The sequence below is a fragment of the Pseudomonas sp. HAR-UPW-AIA-41 genome (assembly GCF_002304225.1).
In the GTDB taxonomy this organism is placed as follows: Bacteria; Pseudomonadota; Gammaproteobacteria; order Pseudomonadales; family Pseudomonadaceae; genus Aquipseudomonas.
This window is the reverse complement of record NZ_NSLB01000008.1, coordinates 24,803-40,655: the sequence shown is the minus strand read 5'-3', so window position 1 is coordinate 40,655 and position 15,853 is coordinate 24,803. Positions and strand designations below refer to the sequence as shown.

15 protein-coding genes are annotated in these 15,853 nt (G+C 62.5%); 5 read left to right on the top strand and 10 right to left on the bottom strand.

The annotated features are described in order from the left end of the window. Positions 1-32: 32 nt before the first annotated feature. Positions 33-752, bottom strand: a complete 720-nt coding sequence (locus CK486_RS14635) for an ABC transporter substrate-binding protein (RefSeq protein WP_176481721.1) — start codon at positions 750-752, stop codon at positions 33-35. Next, positions 739-2,394: an ABC transporter substrate-binding protein gene (locus CK486_RS14630; RefSeq protein ID WP_095941126.1), complete on the bottom strand. Its 1,656-nt coding sequence runs from the start codon at positions 2,392-2,394 to the stop codon at positions 739-741. The genes CK486_RS14635 and CK486_RS14630 overlap by 14 nt, the downstream gene beginning before the upstream one ends. Positions 2,395-2,668: 274 nt before the next feature. Between CK486_RS14630 and CK486_RS14625 the strand changes: the two genes are divergently transcribed. From CK486_RS14625 to CK486_RS14605, 5 genes are all read left to right on the top strand, one after another. Next, positions 2,669-4,291, top strand: coding sequence for a methyl-accepting chemotaxis protein (locus CK486_RS14625; RefSeq protein WP_095941051.1), 1,623 nt, complete (start codon positions 2,669-2,671; stop codon positions 4,289-4,291). A 26-nt stretch (positions 4,292-4,317) separates the two neighbouring features. Continuing rightward, positions 4,318-5,457, top strand: coding sequence for a hypothetical protein (locus CK486_RS14620; RefSeq protein WP_095941050.1), 1,140 nt, complete (start codon positions 4,318-4,320; stop codon positions 5,455-5,457). 11 nt (positions 5,458-5,468) lie between these two features. Further along, complete coding sequence (locus CK486_RS14615) at positions 5,469-5,864, top strand: phosphate ABC transporter substrate-binding protein (RefSeq protein ID WP_095941049.1); 396 nt, start codon at positions 5,469-5,471, stop codon at positions 5,862-5,864. 137 nt (positions 5,865-6,001) lie between these two features. After that, a complete protein-coding gene (locus tag CK486_RS14610; protein ID WP_095941048.1) occupies positions 6,002-7,939 on the top strand; it encodes a DUF294 nucleotidyltransferase-like domain-containing protein in 1,938 nt (645 codons plus the stop codon). Continuing rightward, positions 7,936-8,637, top strand: a complete 702-nt coding sequence (locus CK486_RS14605) for a PolC-type DNA polymerase III (protein ID WP_095941047.1) — start codon at positions 7,936-7,938, stop codon at positions 8,635-8,637. Before CK486_RS14610 ends, CK486_RS14605 begins: the two co-directional genes overlap by 4 nt. 5 nt (positions 8,638-8,642) lie before the next feature. Here CK486_RS14605 and CK486_RS14600 read toward each other — a convergent pair whose 3' ends face one another. The 8 genes from CK486_RS14600 to creB form a co-directional block, all read right to left on the bottom strand. After that, the gene (locus CK486_RS14600; protein WP_095941046.1) at positions 8,643-9,887 is read right to left on the bottom strand and encodes an HD-GYP domain-containing protein; all 1,245 of its coding nucleotides are present in this window, start codon (positions 9,885-9,887) and stop codon (positions 8,643-8,645) included. A 95-nt stretch (positions 9,888-9,982) separates the two neighbouring features. Then, positions 9,983-10,513, bottom strand: a complete 531-nt coding sequence (locus CK486_RS14595; RefSeq protein WP_095941045.1) for a hypothetical protein — start codon at positions 10,511-10,513, stop codon at positions 9,983-9,985. Then, positions 10,500-10,757, bottom strand: a complete 258-nt coding sequence (locus tag CK486_RS14590; protein WP_095941044.1) for a hypothetical protein — start codon at positions 10,755-10,757, stop codon at positions 10,500-10,502. Before CK486_RS14590 ends, CK486_RS14595 begins: the two co-directional genes overlap by 14 nt. Before the next feature lie 112 nt (positions 10,758-10,869). Further along, positions 10,870-11,172, bottom strand: a complete 303-nt coding sequence (locus tag CK486_RS14585; protein WP_095941043.1) for a hypothetical protein — start codon at positions 11,170-11,172, stop codon at positions 10,870-10,872. 55 nt (positions 11,173-11,227) lie between these two features. Beyond that, positions 11,228-12,565 (bottom strand): cell envelope integrity protein CreD, encoded by a 1,338-nt coding sequence (gene creD, locus CK486_RS14580; protein ID WP_095941042.1) that lies wholly within the window; start codon positions 12,563-12,565, stop codon positions 11,228-11,230. Positions 12,566-12,695: 130 nt separating this feature from the next. After that, the gene (locus tag CK486_RS14575; RefSeq protein WP_095941041.1) at positions 12,696-13,133 is read right to left on the bottom strand and encodes a CBS domain-containing protein; all 438 of its coding nucleotides are present in this window, start codon (positions 13,131-13,133) and stop codon (positions 12,696-12,698) included. A gap of 532 nt (positions 13,134-13,665) precedes the next feature. Continuing rightward, positions 13,666-15,102: a two-component system sensor histidine kinase CreC gene (creC, locus tag CK486_RS14570; protein WP_095941040.1), complete on the bottom strand. Its 1,437-nt coding sequence runs from the start codon at positions 15,100-15,102 to the stop codon at positions 13,666-13,668. Further along, positions 15,102-15,785: a two-component system response regulator CreB gene (gene creB / locus CK486_RS14565; protein ID WP_095941039.1), complete on the bottom strand. Its 684-nt coding sequence runs from the start codon at positions 15,783-15,785 to the stop codon at positions 15,102-15,104. The genes creC and creB overlap by 1 nt, the downstream gene beginning before the upstream one ends. Between the last annotated feature and the right edge of the window lie 68 nt (positions 15,786-15,853).

The following is a 15,853-nucleotide window of genomic DNA, read 5'->3' as shown; positions in this document are numbered from 1 at the left end:
CTCCGGGGCGGTTTTTTTATGCCTACCGTGCCCTACTCCAGGCTCACCCCGTAGCGCTCATACAGACGAGCCACCTCGCCCTCCGCATACAGGGCAATCAGCGCCTGCCGTAGGCTGGATAAAACCGCTGCATCCATCTGCGGATGACAAGCCATGTCCTCCATCAAGGTCAGAAAGGGCAGAACCTCGCGTGGCGCAGTCTCGCCTTTACGCACCAATGAATTCACTACCAAAGGGCTGGCCGCCCACAATGGCGCTCGCCCCCCCTGCAACATGGCGTAGCTCAGCGTTTCCTTATTGGAAAACTCGACACGGAATCCTTGTGCTTTCAGGTACTCACCACCGCCAGAGCCTTGATGGCTGAGGATGCGCAAGCCCCGCGCCTGCTCGAGGCTGTCTAGCTGCAGAGCATTGCTCGGCAAGGCATACAGCCCCAGGCGCGAGATCAACAATGGGCCAACCCAGGCAAAGCTGGATTCACGCTCCTGCCGACGCTCGACCAACAACACGCAACTGTCGACATCCCGTTGCGCAGCCATCAACGCACGCTGCAGGGGCACAAACACAATCCGATAATCCACGCTGGCACGACGGAACATCTGCCCAGCCAGATCCACCACCAGCCCTGTAGCACCCGCTTCGCTGGCACTACTTAAGGGTGGCCGCTCCCAGGCCAGAAGACGCACCTCGGCCTGCGCTGCAATACCGCATAGACCGAGCAACAGTGCCAACAGAGCTCTAATCCCAGGCATGTAGCGCCTCCTCATACGGCAACGTACGACCAGGCGGTTTCTCATCGGGCAAGGCTGGATAAGGCGCGCCAGGAGCATTCAGCCAGCGCTGCTCGCCGGCTTCAGCATTAAGCCGTGGCGCGCAGGCATGCTGCTGACGACTCCCCAACATCGCCAGATGCTGATCAAAAGCCTCCGCCAGCTGCTGTAACGCCTGACGAGCACTGACTTGACCAGCCAATGCCGGATAGGCGTGGCGCCACCACAAGCTGGCCATACCAGCGTAATCCGGAACATTGGCGCCCGTCGGCGTCCAACGCCGGGCCGCACGACTACGATAAAACTCCACCAGTCCACCTAAACGGGGCGCCGCCTCCAGCATGGCGGGAGTATCAAGGTCTGACTGCCGAATAGGCGTCAGGCCAACTAGCGTCTTGCGGAGCGATACGCTCTTTGAGACGGTGAACTGAGCGTACAACCAGGCAGCCTTGAGCCTCGGCAACGGCGTACCCCTGAGAAAGGTCCAGGCTCCCACATCCTGATAACCGGACTTCATACCATCCTGCCAGTAAGCCCCTCGCGGCGAAGGGGCCACTCGCCAACGCGGCAAGCCGCGCTCGTCCAGCATCGGGCTGCCAGGGCGGGTGTAGTCGGCGGTGAAGGCGGTATACCAGAAGACCTGCTGCGCCACGTAGCCTTGCGCCGCCACATTACCAGCTTGGTTGAAGGTCATCTGCTGCGCCTCGGGTGGCGCATAACGTTTCAGCCAATCAATGTATGTCTGCAGGGCATACACCGCTGCCGGACTATCCAGTGCACCACCACGGCGAGAGCTGGCTCCGGCGGGACGACAGTTCTCTACCCGAATGCCCCAGTCGTCCACTGGGAGACCGTTGGGCAAGCCAGTGTCAGCCACACCCGCCATACCCAACCATGCATCTGACAATCGCCAGCCCAACGAAGGGTCATGGGCACCATAGTCCATGTGGCCATAGACTCGCTGCCCATCTATCTCACGCACCCGCTCACTGAAAAACTCCGCGATATCCTCGTAGGCCGACCAATTCTGCGGCACCGCCAGCTCATAGCCGTAGTGCTGGCGAAATGCTTCTTTGAGCTCTGGGCGGGCAAACCAGTCATGCCGGTACCAATACAGGTTGGCGAACTGCTGATCGGGGAGCTGGTACAGCTTGCCGTCCGGGGCCGTCGTGAAGTTAAGGCCAAGGAAATCCTTCAGGTCGAGCGTCGGCAGAGTTACTGAACGGCCCTCCCCGGCCATGAAATCGCTCAACGCGAGCACCTTGCCTTCACGAAAGTGCTGGCCGATCAAATCGCTGTCGCTGATATAGCCGTCATACAGGGGTAATGCCAGCTCACTCTGCGTATGCAGCTTGTTGACCACGTCGTCTTCGCCGGTGATCTCGTGTACCACGCGGATGCCAGTCAGCTGGCTGAACAACGGCGCCAGCACGTTTGCCTCGTACCAGTGAGTGTGAATGTTTTCCGAAACCACTCGCACAGTCATACCCCGAAAGGGTCGGGCGGCCTCGATAAACCACAGCAACTCATCGCGCTGCCGCTCAACCGAGAGAGAACTGGGCTGCAACTCGTCCATGGCCTGCTCCAGCGGCTCGGCCGCGAACAGCACGGGCAGCTGAAACATGAGCAGCAAAAGACAAGCACTTGCACGCATGCCGCACTCCATCGTCGGCAACTCCAGTAGCGGCAAGCTTAGTCGCTGCTGTCAGCAGCGCACCGTCAGAGGGCAATTGCGTTCAAAAAAGTGCAATTCACGCCAAATCGGTCTATAGCAAAGAGACAATATGCCGATAACCGCCTAGCCAAGGCTCGGCGGAAAAGTCCGGGATAGACGCCTGAATAATAGGTGAGCGCGATTTATATCGACGCCACAGCAGTACTCCTGAGGGGAGCCCCAGATGCTCAAGAACATGTCGTTGACCTTCAAACTGGCCTTGCTGCCAGCTGTTGCCATCATTGGCCTGCTGCTGTTTGTTGGTTTCACCTACAAGCAACTCTCGACGAATGATGAGCGCCTGGTGTTGCTGGAAAGTCGAAGCTATCCAACTCTGGAGAAAGCCGACGCAGCAATCTTTCAGTTTTCTCTGCTGCCCGGCCTGCTCAACGGTGCCGTCGCCGCCAGTGAAGTAGCCGAACTGGATAAAGCACGCTCTGTCCTGGGGGAGATCAGCACACTGCAGCAGGCCATGCTCAGCTTGACTCAGGATGACCCAGAGCTGAATGCGCAGGTCAGCCAATGGCAGAGCGCCGTAGAAAAGTACAGCGGTAATGCCTTGAACTCCTCTGAACGACTGATCAAGGGCAGCGCTACCTTTGATGACCTGCGGCCTAACCTCGACCGCATGAGCAGCGATCTGCAACAGGCGCAAAAGCTGGCCAGCGAGTTCCGCACTAACGCTTACGAGGAATTCCAGCAGCAGCTTGAAGAAATCCGCACCGACAACCGCGCTACCATCAGCGTGGGGATTGGCCTGACTCTGGTGCTGGTAGCGCTGGTCAGCATTGGTGCAACCGTCATCATCCGCGGCATCATGGGCAACGTGTACGGCGTAATCCGTTCACTGAAAGGTATCGCCCGCGGCGATGGTGATCTGACCCAACGTGTCAACGTCGACGCCAATGACGAAATCGGCGCGATGATCGAGCTGTTCAACGGCTTTCTCGACAAGCTGCAGAGCACCATCCGCCAGATCATCGACTCGGCCAGCCCGCTGGGGCAGATGTCTCAGGAGCTGTATCGCCTGACTCAGGGCGCCGAAGACAATGCGCGCTCGCAGCAAGGCCATACCGACTCCATCAGCCGCGACATCCAGACCATGACCGGCAGCATCCAAGAAGTGGCACAGCGCTCCCAGCAAGCCTCGCAGGAAGCCGGCGCTGCCTCTCGTCAGGCAGAAACTGCCAGGCAGAACATCGACAGCCTGTCCTCCAGCATCAGCGATCTGGGCAGCAGCGTGATGGGCGCCGTACAGGCGATGGAACAACTGGAAGAAGAAACTCAACAGGTCGGCTCGGTACTCACTGTGATCCGTTCAATCGCCGAGCAGACCAACCTGCTGGCTCTCAACGCTGCTATTGAAGCCGCCCGCGCCGGCGAACAGGGCCGAGGGTTTGCCGTGGTTGCTGATGAAGTGCGCAACCTGGCGCAGAAGACCGCAGCCTCCACCGCCGAGATCCAGCAAATCATTCAACGCCTGCAGAACAGCGCCAATGGTGTGCTGAACGTCATGACCGCCAACGGTGAGAAGGCTCAGGCCAGCATCCAGCGCTCTGTTGAGGCCACACAGGTTCTGGCAGCCATCGCCCAGGCCGTGCGTCAAATTGACGAACTCAACGCCGGTATTGCCCAATACACCCACGAACAGATAGGTCTTTCCAGTTCCATCCAGGAAGACACCCAGGTGCTGCAACACGACGCCCAGGCCACCGCCAGCGGCGCTGAAGCGACAGCTCGCCTGGGTGAACAACTGGTCAGTACCGGCGACCAGCTACGCGCGGCAACTGCCCAGTTCCGCGTTTAATAACCAGAAACAAGGAGCTACTCCTGATGAGAAAAGTCCACCTGCTGCCCCTGGCCATTGCCCTGGCCAGTTCCACTGCCTATGCCGTCGAGCAGGGCGAATTCGTTTACCACGGCTTCGGCACCGTCGGCATCACCCACCTGGGCGGTGAAGATGACCTCGATTACGGCATTCAGGGCCAGACCAACGATGGCTGGCGCGGCGACCAACTCAGCAAGTTTGCCGTTCAGGGCCAGTACGGCATTACCGATACCCTGAGCCTCACCGGCCAACTGGCGAGCAAACCGCAGCAGGACAGCTGGAAGGTCGGCCCGGGCAATATCTATCTGGCCTGGCAGGCCAACGATAACCTGACCCTGCGCGGCGGCCGTATTGGCACGCCGGTCTATATGTACTCGGAAACCCTCAACGTCGGTTTCTCGTACCCTTGGCTGCGCCTGCCGGAAGAGGTCTACAGCCTGGTGCAGCTGACCAGCCATGACGGGGCAGACATCCTCTACAACCGCAGCACCGCACTGGGTGCTATGAGCTTCCAGCTGTCTGGCGGCAACGCCATTGGCCGTGAGCAATATGCTCTGGATGACATGCATGACATCGACTACCGCGATGTCTTTGCCACCAGCCTGGCACTGTCCACCGATAATTTCGGTACCTTCCGCGTTGGCTACGCAGAAGCTGATCTGAAGATCACGGTGGATGATGTGGTAACTATTCCGGTCCTTGGGCAGCGTAACGTGGCCCTCGTTGAACTGGACGGCCAAAAAGGCAAGTTCAGCTCCATTGGCCACCAGTACGACAATGGCACCTGGGTCAGCGCAGCTGAAGCGGTGAAACTGCAAATTGAAAACAACGAGGAAGCTGAAACCAACGCTTTTTACGTTATGGGCGGCCGCCGCTTTGGCGACTACCTGGCCCACGTCACCTATGGCCAGCTGGATGAGCCTGCAGGCCGTCAGGTCTCGATGACCTATGGCCTGAACTACAGTTTCAGCCCGACCGTGACGCTCAAGGGTGAGTACAAACGCGTTGATACCTCGCAAGGGCCAGATGCCGTAGGCGTATTCCAGGGCAATGCCCAGCAAGCCTTCAACAACGGAGTGCTGGGTACCTCGTACGGCACCCCCGACGGCGACATCATCAGTGTCGGCGTCGACTTCATTTTCTAAGGAGAGCCTGAATGAACAAGCTGCTTAGTGCTCTCGCTCTGCTGGGCTGCGCCTCGCTGGCCCAGGCGGAAGTCGCCGTGATCGTCAATGCCGGCGCCAGCGCCGCGCCCTCCCAGGCCGATGTGGCCAACATCTTCCTGGGTAAGGACAAGTCCCTCAAAGGCGTCGACATCAAGGACTGGACCCCGACCAAGGACAAGTTCTACACCGCTGTCACCAGCAAGAACGAAGCCCAGCTCAAGGCCTACTGGTCCGGGCTGGTCTTCACCGGCAAGGGCCAACCGCTGCCCACCGTGGCCGATGATGCCGCCGTGGTTGCCAAGGTCGGCGCCGAGGCCGATGCCATCGGTTATGTCGATGCCGCATCGGTTACTCCGGCGGTCAAGGTGCTGTTCACCCTGCCCTGACCGCGCCCCACTGGACAGGCCGCCTACGGGCGGCTTGTTCATTTATGGGCCGGACAGAATCAGCCTGCGACCAAAGTTCAATAGCACTCTCAGAGGCCACGGTTGATGCTGGAAGGAACCGGCAAGAGGCCTTGAGCATGGCGACGCAGACTTCCCCCCTCGGCAAACTGGCCGTGCAGCAGAATCTGCAGGGTCACCTGGAGTTCCTGCGCAAATATCCCCCTTTCAACCAGATGGACACTGCCCACCTGGCTTTTTTGCTGGAACAGGCCCGACTGGTTTTCCATGCCGCCGGCGAGGTTATCGTCAGCCCAGAGCAGGGCCCGGTCAGCCACTTCCATATCGTCAAACAGGGCCGTGTGGTCGGCGCCCGGCAACAGGGTGTCGCCGAGGAAAACACCTTCGAGATCAGCACCGGCGAATGCTTCCCACTGGCCGCCCTGCTTGGTGAGCGGGCGACGCGCACCGCGCACATCGCCGCAGAAGACTCTTTCTTCCTGCAGCTCGACAAAGCTGCCTTCGCCCGTCTCTTTGCTCTCTCCGTGCCATTTCGTAATTTTGCGCTTCGAGGCGTTAGTGGCCTGCTCGACCAAGTCAACCAACAGCTACAACTGAGAGCCGCCGAGAATCTTGGTGCTCAGTACTCGCTGGATGCCCGTCTGGACGAACTGGCACCGCGCCAGCCGATCAGTTGCCAGGGTGATCTGCCGCTGCGGCAGGCCGTGAAACTGATGCACGAACAGCAGGTCGGCAGCATCGTGATTGTCGATGCCGAGGCGCGTCCCCACGGCATCTTCACCCTGCGCGACCTGCGCCGCCTGATCGCCAATCTCGATGCTGGCCAGCAAAGCGAACTGGACCGGCCAATCGCCGAACTGATGACCCAGTCGCCCTTCCACCTGCCGCCCGATGCCACAGCCTTCGACGCCGCTCTGGCGATGACCGAGCGGCATATTGCGCACATATGCCTTGTACGTGACGGCCGCCTGACAGGGGTCTTGTCCGAGCGCGACCTGTTTTCCCTGCAGCGTGTCGATCTGGTGCACCTGGCCCGCACCATCCGCCATGCCGGCCGCCTGGAAACCCTGGCGGCTCTGCGCGAGGACATCCGTCAGCTGGTCGAGCGCATGCTGGCGCACGGCGCCACCGCCATGCAGATCACCCGCCTGATCACCCTGCTCAACGACCACACGGTCAAACGGGTCATCGAACTGGTGCTGGAGGAAGCCGGCGATCCCGGCATTCCCTTCACCTGGCTGGTGTTCGGCAGCGAAGCACGCGGCGAACAGACCCTGCACACCGACCAGGACAACGGCCTGCTGTTCGACGCCAGAGACGACGCCGAGGCGGCACAGATCCGCACCCGCCTGCTACCGCTGGCAGGACGGATCAATCAGGCCCTGGCCGACTGTGGCTTCAGCCTGTGCAAGGGCAATGTCATGGCCAGCAATCCGCAGCTGTGTCTGTCCCGCCAGGAATGGTCGCGGCGCTTCTCCGCCTTTATCCGCGAGGCGACCCCGGACAGCCTGCTCGGCTCGACCATCTATTTCGACCTGCGCGCGGTCTGGGGCGACGACAGCGGTGCCGAAGCCCTGCGCCAGCAGATCCTCGCCGAGGTCGCCGACAACAGCATCTTCCAGCGTCTGCTGGCCGAGAGCGCACTGCGCCAGAAGCCGCCACTGGGTGGCCTGCTGCGTGACTTCGCGCTGGCCAGGCATGGCGAGGCCAAGCACACCCTCGATCTCAAGGTGCAGGGCCTGACCCCCTTCGTCGACGGTGCCCGCCTGCTCGCCCTGAGCCATGGCGTAGCTGCCTGCAACACCCTGGAGCGACTGCGCGGACTGATCGAACGCGGCGTGATCGACGCTCAGGATGGCGCGGCCTTCGACGAGGCCTACCAGTTCATCCAGCTCACCCGACTGCACCAGCACCAGTTGCAGGCGCGTGCGGAGCAGGACTTCAGCAATCGCCTCGATCCTGATGAACTGAACCACCTCGACCGCCGCATCCTGCGTGAATCCTTCCGCCAGGCGCAGCGCCTGCAGAGCAGCCTGGCGCTGCGCTACCAGCTATGAAGCGCCTGTTTGCCTGGGGCAAGGCCCGGACCGACGGGGCCCTGATGGCCCGTCTGCAGGCCCTGCCGGCCGCTGCCGAGCTGAGCCAGCAACCACTGAGCCAGCAGCAATGGGTCGTACTGGATGTGGAAAGCACCGGGCTCAACCTGCAGCGCGATCTGCTGCTGTCGATCGGCGCCGTTGCCATCGAGGGCAACAGCATCGGCCTGGCCGATGGCTTTACCTGCACCCTCAACCGCGACCAGCAGCACCTGGGCGACAGCGTGCTGCTGCACGGCATCTCGCCCAGCGAACTGGCGGCGGGACTGACACCGGCCGAGGCCCTGCTGGCCTTCATGGAATACCTGGGCGAGCGGCCGCTGCTGGCCTTCCATGCGCCCTTCGACCAGCAGATGCTCGCCCGCGCACTCAAGGAAGAATTCAACTACAAGCTGCGCCATCCCTTTCTCGACCTGGCGGATCTGGCCCCGATGCTGTGCCCGCAGGCCGGGCTGAGCAAAGGCGGCCTGGACGACTGGATGAGCTTCTTCGGCCTGGCCAACCTGCAACGGCATAATGCCTATGCCGACGCTCTGGCCACCGCCGAGCTGGCCCTGATCCTGTTCAGCCGCGCCCGCCGCCAAGGCCTCGACAGCGCCTACGCCTTAAGCGACGCCCTGGCGCGCTGGAAGCGCCGTCAGCAACAGTCGGCCTGGTAAGGCGATTACGAGAAAAGCGACAGAGTGCCCTTGCGCTCACCCGACCACAGCTCGTCGAAGTTGTTGAAGCCCCACTCCTCCACCGACTCGCGGCCGACGATCTTCTCCTGCCCGCCCAGCTTGGCCAGCTCCAGCACCACCTGCGGCAGCGGGGTCTTCGAGCGGGCGGAGAAGAACACCTTGACCTTGGGTGTGAGCAGCGACTGCTCGTCCTGCTCCAGCACCACCGCCAGGCGTCCGCTTTCCAGGCGCACCAGCGAGCCCACCGGGTAGATGCCAAGCGCCTTGACGAAGGCCTGAAACACACGCTCGTCAAACTGCAGTTTGCTCCACTCGGCCATCTTGCGGATCGACTCGGCCGGTCCCAGGCCCTTCTGGTACGGGCGGTCGGAGCTGATGGCGTCATACACGTCACACACCGCACACATCTTGGCCAGCAGGCCGGTCTTGTCGCCCTTGAGCGCATCGGGATAGCCGCTGCCGTCCTGACGCTCGTGGTGGTGCAGACAGACATCCAGCACCGCGGCACTGATACCCGGCATCTGTTTGAGCAGGTCTACCCCGGCACGGGGATGATCGCGAAGCATGCTGATATCGATCTTGCTCAGCTTGCCCGGATTGTTCAGCAGCTCCGGCGGCATGATGATCTCGCCGATGTCGTGCAGCAGGCCGGCCAGCCCGGCTTCGCGCACCAGCTTCTCGGCCAGCCCGAGCTGACGGGCCAGCGCCACCATCAGCGCACTCACCGCCAGGGCATGCATGGCCGAGTACTCGCTGGCCGTGCGCAGCCGCGCCAGACTGATCAGGGCATGGGGATGGCGATCCAGCGAGGCGCTGACCTCATCCACCAGCTCCAGCGCTGCGGTCTTGTCCAGCGCGCCCCCCTGACGCACGGTATCGAACAGTTCGTCGAGCTGCTCGCGGGCATAGCCACAAAACTTCAGGGCACGGCCGATTTCTTCGTCCATCCCCGGCTTGGGTGGTGCCGGCAACGGCTGGGCGGCCGCCAGCAGCACCGCCTCTGTATCGGCCTCGACCTCCTCGACACTCTGTCCGCCCTCGACGTCCAGCCCCTTGTCGGTGTCGATCCACAGCTCCCGCACCGCGCTGCCCTGCAGGCGGCCGAGGTCGCGTTCGTCCTTGAGCAGAAAGCGCGGCGTCCAGAAGGGATGATCCATCCACGAGCCGCACAGCTCGTGAACAAACATGCCCACCGCCGCTTCGCTGACCGGAATGCGTTTGAGCGCCATTTCGCCGTTGTCCTGTACCGAATCATTCGCTGGCCAATGGCCAGCTGGTCTGCCTAGGATAATCCAGCGCGGCCTGGAACGCCCGCAGCAGAGCGTCAGCCGTTGTAGGCAAAGACAATCAGACGCGCTGCAGGCAACACCAGCAGCACAGCCTCGTCCTTCTCGCTGTAATAGCCCTGCCCGCCCTGTGCTCCGCGCAGGATCTGCTCCTGCAATGCCGCCGGCGCATCGGCACAACCCAGCGGCAACCAGCCATCCATACTTTGCGCCTCGGACAGCGGCGTTGCCCGCCAGGGCCCGTAGCGGTAGTAGGGCTCCGCATAGCCCCGTGCCTGCCGCGCCGACTGCAGATAACCCAGACCCTGCTGCTGCAAACCGGCCGCCGTTTTTTCGCTCAGGCGCCAGACCGCCACGCCACAGCCTTCGCGGAAACCGCTCATGCCATCGATCAGGATCAGCCCGGCCGGCTCGATCTGCGCCGGCAGCGCCTGACGGAAATGCTCCCGCTCGAATCCCTTGAACAGCAGATAGAACACCAGCAGCAGCGCGAGCAGCGTCTGCAGGCTGTACAGCAGGCCCCGTGCAATGCCGCGCAGCAGGCGCCTGCCGCGATCAGAAATAGCCATACAACCCCCAGGCCAGCAGCACCAGCGATCCGGTGATCAGCGCTGACACCCGGTAGCCCCCGCGCCGGGAAGGCAGCAGCAGTGGCCAACTCAGCCGCTGCAAACCCAGCCCCAGCAGAGCCACGCCGGCGAAGAACGGATTCAGCGGCCAGCCACGCAGCCAGACGCCGAGCAGCAATGTCAGCAGGTAGGCGGCATTCAGTCCCAGAAAAGCCCCCTGCAATCCGCTGCCAAACCGGCTCATGACTTCACCCCCGGCAGAGGACGGCTTTGCACCCTTGGGGCAAACAGCCGGGCGATGCGCGCCGCCAACCGTGCACCAACCCGTGCGTCCTCGCGCAAACCGATATGCCCGCTCATGCCCGGTACCACAGGCGGTAAAAGCCCAGCGCCGGCAACAGCGCCAGCTGAGCCAGAGCCACACACAGCTGCAGGAACGAACGCACGGCGGGGTGCCCGGCCGCCCCCTCCAGGCCGGTCAGGCTGTGCCAGAAGGCCTCGGGCAGAACCTGCAGCAGCAGATGGGCAAGCGGCTTGCCGCTGCCAATCAGCAGCTGCATCCAGTCGTTCTGGGCGAAGAACATCAGCGTTACCAGCAGCGCCAGCGCCAGAATCAGGGCCAGGGCATAACAGGCGGAAAATCGCAGGAATAACCACATGACAGGCTCCCGGGGTGTGGCCAGCCGGCCACACCCGCAACAGGTGAAAGGGGGATCAGGCCGGGCTCTTGCCCAGCGCGTACCAGTCCAGCTTGCGGGTCAGCAGCATCACCCCGGCGAGCAAGGCAAAGACCAGCAGCGAGCCCATCAGCAGGGCGTAATCCTCGGCACTGAGCAGGCCGTAAAGCAGCGCGTAGAGCAGGCTCAGAGCCAGGCCGAACAGCCCGCCGCGCAGGGCACTGTGCAGCACGGCACTCAGATAAATGGCCAGCAGCAGCACGCAGGCGCCCGAGGACAGGCCATAGGCCAGGGCAAACGGCAGGTGCTCGGAGAGCGACAACAGCAGCAGGTAGAACAGCGCCAGCGCCAGCCCCACCAGACCGTACTGCACCGGGTGCACCGCCAGACGCTTGAGTACCTCGAAGAGGAAGAAGCCGGCGAAGGTCAGGGCGATGAAAAGCAGGGCATATTTGATCGCCCGCTCGGTCTTCAGGTACTGATCAACCGGGTCGACAAAACTGACCCCGAAATAGCGCTGTTCGAAGGTCTGGCAGCGTTCGCGGCTCACGCAGTCAGCCAGCACTTCCTCCAGATTGGTGGCGAAGAAGCTGGTCTGCCAGTGTGCGCTGAAGCCTTGCGCGGTGATCTCGCGCTGCTGTGGCAGAAACTCGCCGACAAAGCTCGGATGCGGCCAGTCGGAGCGCAGCTGCACCTGCGTATCGCGGCCCACCGGAGTCACCGACAGCGATCCGGTGCCCTGCAGCTTGAGGTGGAAGGCAAAGTCCAGACGCTGGCCGCTGGCCACATCCAGCGCCGGCAGCGGGGCATGCACGCCATTGCTCAGCAGGTTGTCGGCGGTGCCGGCGGCAAAGGGCAACTCGGCGCCGTTCAGGCGCAGGCGCAGATCATTCTCGATGCCACGGATATCGCTGATGCCAATGCTGAGGAACGCCGGATCGAAGCGGTAATCGGCAAAATCTTCACTGATGCCGTACTGCGCCGGCACCTGGAAATGCCCGCTGACCTGGCTGTCGCTGTGGTACAGGCGCGCCTGGTAGATACCGCGGCTGCGGGCCTCGCTGCTGACAGCACCATCAACGGCAAAACGTTCCGGGAGGAAATACAGGCGGTCGCGGTATTCGCGCTCTTCCAGATAGCGCTGGCCAGTCTTCTCGTGGGTTTTCCACTCGCGCACGGTCTTGCGGTAAGGCACCACCAGAATCGGCCCGGTGATCTGCTGTGCGCGGCTGGAACTGCTGGCGATATCTTCCAGCACCCCCTCGCGCAGGCGCTGCCGCTCGCTGACCATGCCGTCGATCATCAGCAGCGGAATCATCAGCAACAGAATCAACAGGCCGACAGCGCCCAGTTTGATGCCCAAGTTTCGGTTCATCTTCGCTCTCCTTGTGGGTGGCCCCAGGGCCGATAGGGAGAGCGTGCAGTCCGGGCGTGCAGGCTTTATGCAGCGAGCATGGAGATTCTGTGCAGAACAGGTGAAGCGGCGAAGCCGTTCACCACTACAGCTATTCGCCGCGGATGTACTGCTCCAGATGCTGGATCAGGCCTTCCTGCTCGGCCACCACATCCTTGACCAGGTCACGGATGGACAGAAGACCGACCAGCTTGCCGTTATCCAACACCGGCAGGTGGCGCAGGTTGCGCTCGATCATCAGCTGCATGCAGTAGCGGGTGCGATCCTGGGGCCCTACAGTGATCAGGCTGCTGGTCATCACCTCACCCACGGTAGTGGCGTAGGCCGAACGCTCAAGACGGGCAACGCGGCGGACAAAGTCGCGTTCGGTGATGATGCCCTCGACGGTATCGCCCGACATCACCATCAGCGCGCTGATATCGCTGTCGGCCATGATGGTCACGGCCTCTAAAACACTGGTCTCCGGGGTGACACTAACGATACTGGTGTGCAGCACCTTCTTATTGAGGATCTCAGATACGCTTTTCATGCAGAACTCCTGGGCCGTGCCCACTACTACTGGGCTTTCTTGTTGTTTAGCAGCGCAATATGAACTGCAGATTTTTTGCCAACTCGGCCAGCCCCCGCGCAGAAGGCCCGCTTGCCAAGCAACTGACCGGCCAAGCACCAAATCAGGGCAGAGCGGTGAGTAACGCCACCGACCATACGTTCATCACTGTCGCAAAAGTCTGGCATGGATACGCCCGACAGCACCCTGCGACAAATGCGCCCGCCGGCTAATAACAGTTCAAGTCGGCACACTGCGCAAATGGCCGAATGACTGGTTCAGGGTCGGCGGCGTAGTGTTTTTGTGCAGGCAAACGCAATCAGTACTACTCCCAGTGCCCGCTGCGGGAGAATGCCCCAATCTTGTCCTGGTCCGGAATGCATCAGGCGACTTGAAAAACCCCAGCCGATTGCAGCCCCCTTCAGCAGAAGGGCAGCGCCACAGCCTAATACCAAACAGTAAGGCCAATGTTCTCCGAGCCAAGCCCTTGCCTGCTTCAAGTAGTACTGCCAGATCATTTGCCTGGAGCCTCCAACGGCAGACTCAGCCGTGCCTCGACACCCCCCGGAACATTGACCAGTTTTAGGCTGCCGCCATGCAGGGCCGCGACCTCCTCAACGAAGTTCAGGCCCAGGCCGGTGCTCTTGCGCCCGCTGCTCGGGCGCGGCAGGGAGTAGAAACGCTCGGTCAGGCGCGGCAGGGCATAGTCCGGGATGGGCTCCCCCTGATTGAACAGGGAGAAGGTCAGTAACTCGCCATCGCGTTCGGCCGAGCAGCGGATCAAGCCACCCGGAGGGGTGAAGTCCACCGCATTGTCGAGCAGGTTGGCCAGCGCCTGTTGCAGCAGAAAGCGCTCGCCGATAACGCACAGTTCATCATCCAGCAGATTCTCGACCTCGATCTGCCCGGCCGTGATGCGGGCGGCCTGACTGGTCAGCAGCTCCTCGAACAGCGCCCGCAGCGGCACCGGCTCGCGCTCCTCCAGGCCCTGACGCTGCTCGACCAGCGCCAGGTGCAACAGGCGCTCGATCAGTTGCTGCAGGCGCGCGCTTTCGTTCTGGATATTGCCGACAAAGCGCGCCCGCTGCTCCGCCGGCATCTCGCCCTCAAGCAACTCGGCGGCGCCACGAATGGCCGCCAGCGGGCTCTTCAGCTCATGGGTCAGGGTGTGCACATAGCGCTCGACATAGGCCTTGCCCTCCAGTTGCTCACGCATCTGCTGCAGCGCCTGACCCAGCTGCGCCAGCTCACCACCGCGCAGTGCCGGCAGGCTGACCCGCTCACCGGCCGCCACCTGACGGGCATAATCGGTCAGCCGGCGCAGCGAGGCGCTGAGCCACCAGGAGAGCAGCGCACCAACCAGCAAGCCGAGGCCGATCAGGCCGGCACCGATCCAGGCCAGCCGGGTTTGCGAACGTTCGATATAGGGCTGCAGGGTGCGGCTGGGTTTGCTCACCGAAACCACGCCGATGATCTGCCCCTGATCTTTGATCGGCGCAGCCACGTACATCACCGAAGACTCCGGATCGGCAGCGTCCTCGCGGCTGGAGCGCGCGCCGTACTGGCCGCGCAGGGTCAGGTAGACATCGTTCCAGCGCGAATAGTCCTGCCCCACCGCTTTGCCACCGGAGTCGAGCAGCACGCGTCCGGCCGAATCGGTGACATAGATGCGGTGACTGACGCTGTTCTTCTGCACATCCCAGATCTGCGCCTGCGGCTGGCGCAGGCCATAGGCGCGGAACAACTCCTGCCAGCGGCTCTGCTCAAGGCGCCCGCTGCGCAGGTCATCACGCAGCAGTTCGGCCAGCAGGTTGGCCGTATCCACCAGGGTTTCCTCGGTGGACTGGCGCACACCGGGGCGAATCTCGTCCATCACCGTGTTCATGACGAACCAGCCGGACAAGCCGACAAACAGGAAATACACCAGAAAGATGCGAACCCCGAGCGGCATCACAGCAGCCTCAGGCTGTAACCCAGCCCGCGATGGGTCTGGATCGCCTCGCTGTCTGCGCGCACCTCGCGCAGCTTGGCGCGCAGGCTGCGGATATGACTGTCCACCGTGCGTTCATAACCGGCCTCGGCAGAAACCCCGGTGGCATCGAGCAGTTGCTCGCGGGAGAAAACCCGCTCGGGCTGGCTCAGCAGTACCGCCAGCAACTTGAGTTCATGCCGAGTCAGCGGCAACAGCTGGCCGTGATAGTGGATCTGCTGACGCAGCTCGTCGAAACGGAATGGCCCGGCCGCAGGCGGCTCGGCAGCTGGCGGCACTCGTGGCTGCAGGCGTTTGAGGATGGCCTTGACCCGCGCCGCCACCTCGCGCGGGCTGAACGGCTTGCTCACGTAATCGTCGGCGCCGATCTCCAGCCCCACCACCCGGTCGATCTCGCTGTCGCGAGCGGTAAGAAACAGCACCGGCACCTCGCTGCTTCGGCGCAGTTGCTTGCACGCCTCGAACCCGCTCATGTCCGGCAGGCCCACATCGAGAATCCACAGATCGGCCGGTTCACGCGCCTGCAGCGCCAGCGCCTCGCCGGCCAGAGTGAGCCAGCGGGTCGTGAAGCCCTCGCCCTGCAGGGCATAGATCAGGGTATCGGCGATTGCCGCTTCGTCTTCGACGATGAGGATATGGGCCATGACTGCGCTTCCTTTTGCCAGCCGGCACGGTGCCGCAGGCCACGGCCAGCGTCAACCGGGCCGGCAAT

Bases quoted from the DNA above. Each gene is read 5' to 3' on its own strand.
- creD (WP_095941042.1), bottom strand. From the start codon at position 12,565: ATGAACCGAAACTTGGGCATCAAACTGGGCGCTGTCGGCCTGTTGATT.
- CK486_RS14615 (WP_095941049.1), top strand. From the start codon at position 5,469: ATGAACAAGCTGCTTAGTGCTCTCGCTCTGCTGGGCTGCGCCTCGCTG.
- CK486_RS14635 (WP_176481721.1), bottom strand. From the start codon at position 752: ATGCCTGGGATTAGAGCTCTGTTGGCACTGTTGCTCGGTCTATGCGGT.
- creB (WP_095941039.1), bottom strand. From the start codon at position 15,785: ATGGCCCATATCCTCATCGTCGAAGACGAAGCGGCAATCGCCGATACC.
- CK486_RS14605 (WP_095941047.1), top strand. From the start codon at position 7,936: ATGAAGCGCCTGTTTGCCTGGGGCAAGGCCCGGACCGACGGGGCCCTG.
- CK486_RS14625 (WP_095941051.1), top strand. From the start codon at position 2,669: ATGCTCAAGAACATGTCGTTGACCTTCAAACTGGCCTTGCTGCCAGCT.
- CK486_RS14595 (WP_095941045.1), bottom strand. From the start codon at position 10,513: ATGGCTATTTCTGATCGCGGCAGGCGCCTGCTGCGCGGCATTGCACGG.
- CK486_RS14585 (WP_095941043.1), bottom strand. From the start codon at position 11,172: ATGTGGTTATTCCTGCGATTTTCCGCCTGTTATGCCCTGGCCCTGATT.
- creC (WP_095941040.1), bottom strand. From the start codon at position 15,102: ATGCCGCTCGGGGTTCGCATCTTTCTGGTGTATTTCCTGTTTGTCGGC.
- CK486_RS14630 (WP_095941126.1), bottom strand. From the start codon at position 2,394: ATGTTTCAGCTGCCCGTGCTGTTCGCGGCCGAGCCGCTGGAGCAGGCC.
- CK486_RS14600 (WP_095941046.1), bottom strand. From the start codon at position 9,887: ATGGCGCTCAAACGCATTCCGGTCAGCGAAGCGGCGGTGGGCATGTTT.
- CK486_RS14575 (WP_095941041.1), bottom strand. From the start codon at position 13,133: ATGAAAAGCGTATCTGAGATCCTCAATAAGAAGGTGCTGCACACCAGT.
- CK486_RS14610 (WP_095941048.1), top strand. From the start codon at position 6,002: ATGGCGACGCAGACTTCCCCCCTCGGCAAACTGGCCGTGCAGCAGAAT.
- CK486_RS14590 (WP_095941044.1), bottom strand. From the start codon at position 10,757: ATGAGCCGGTTTGGCAGCGGATTGCAGGGGGCTTTTCTGGGACTGAAT.
- CK486_RS14620 (WP_095941050.1), top strand. From the start codon at position 4,318: ATGAGAAAAGTCCACCTGCTGCCCCTGGCCATTGCCCTGGCCAGTTCC.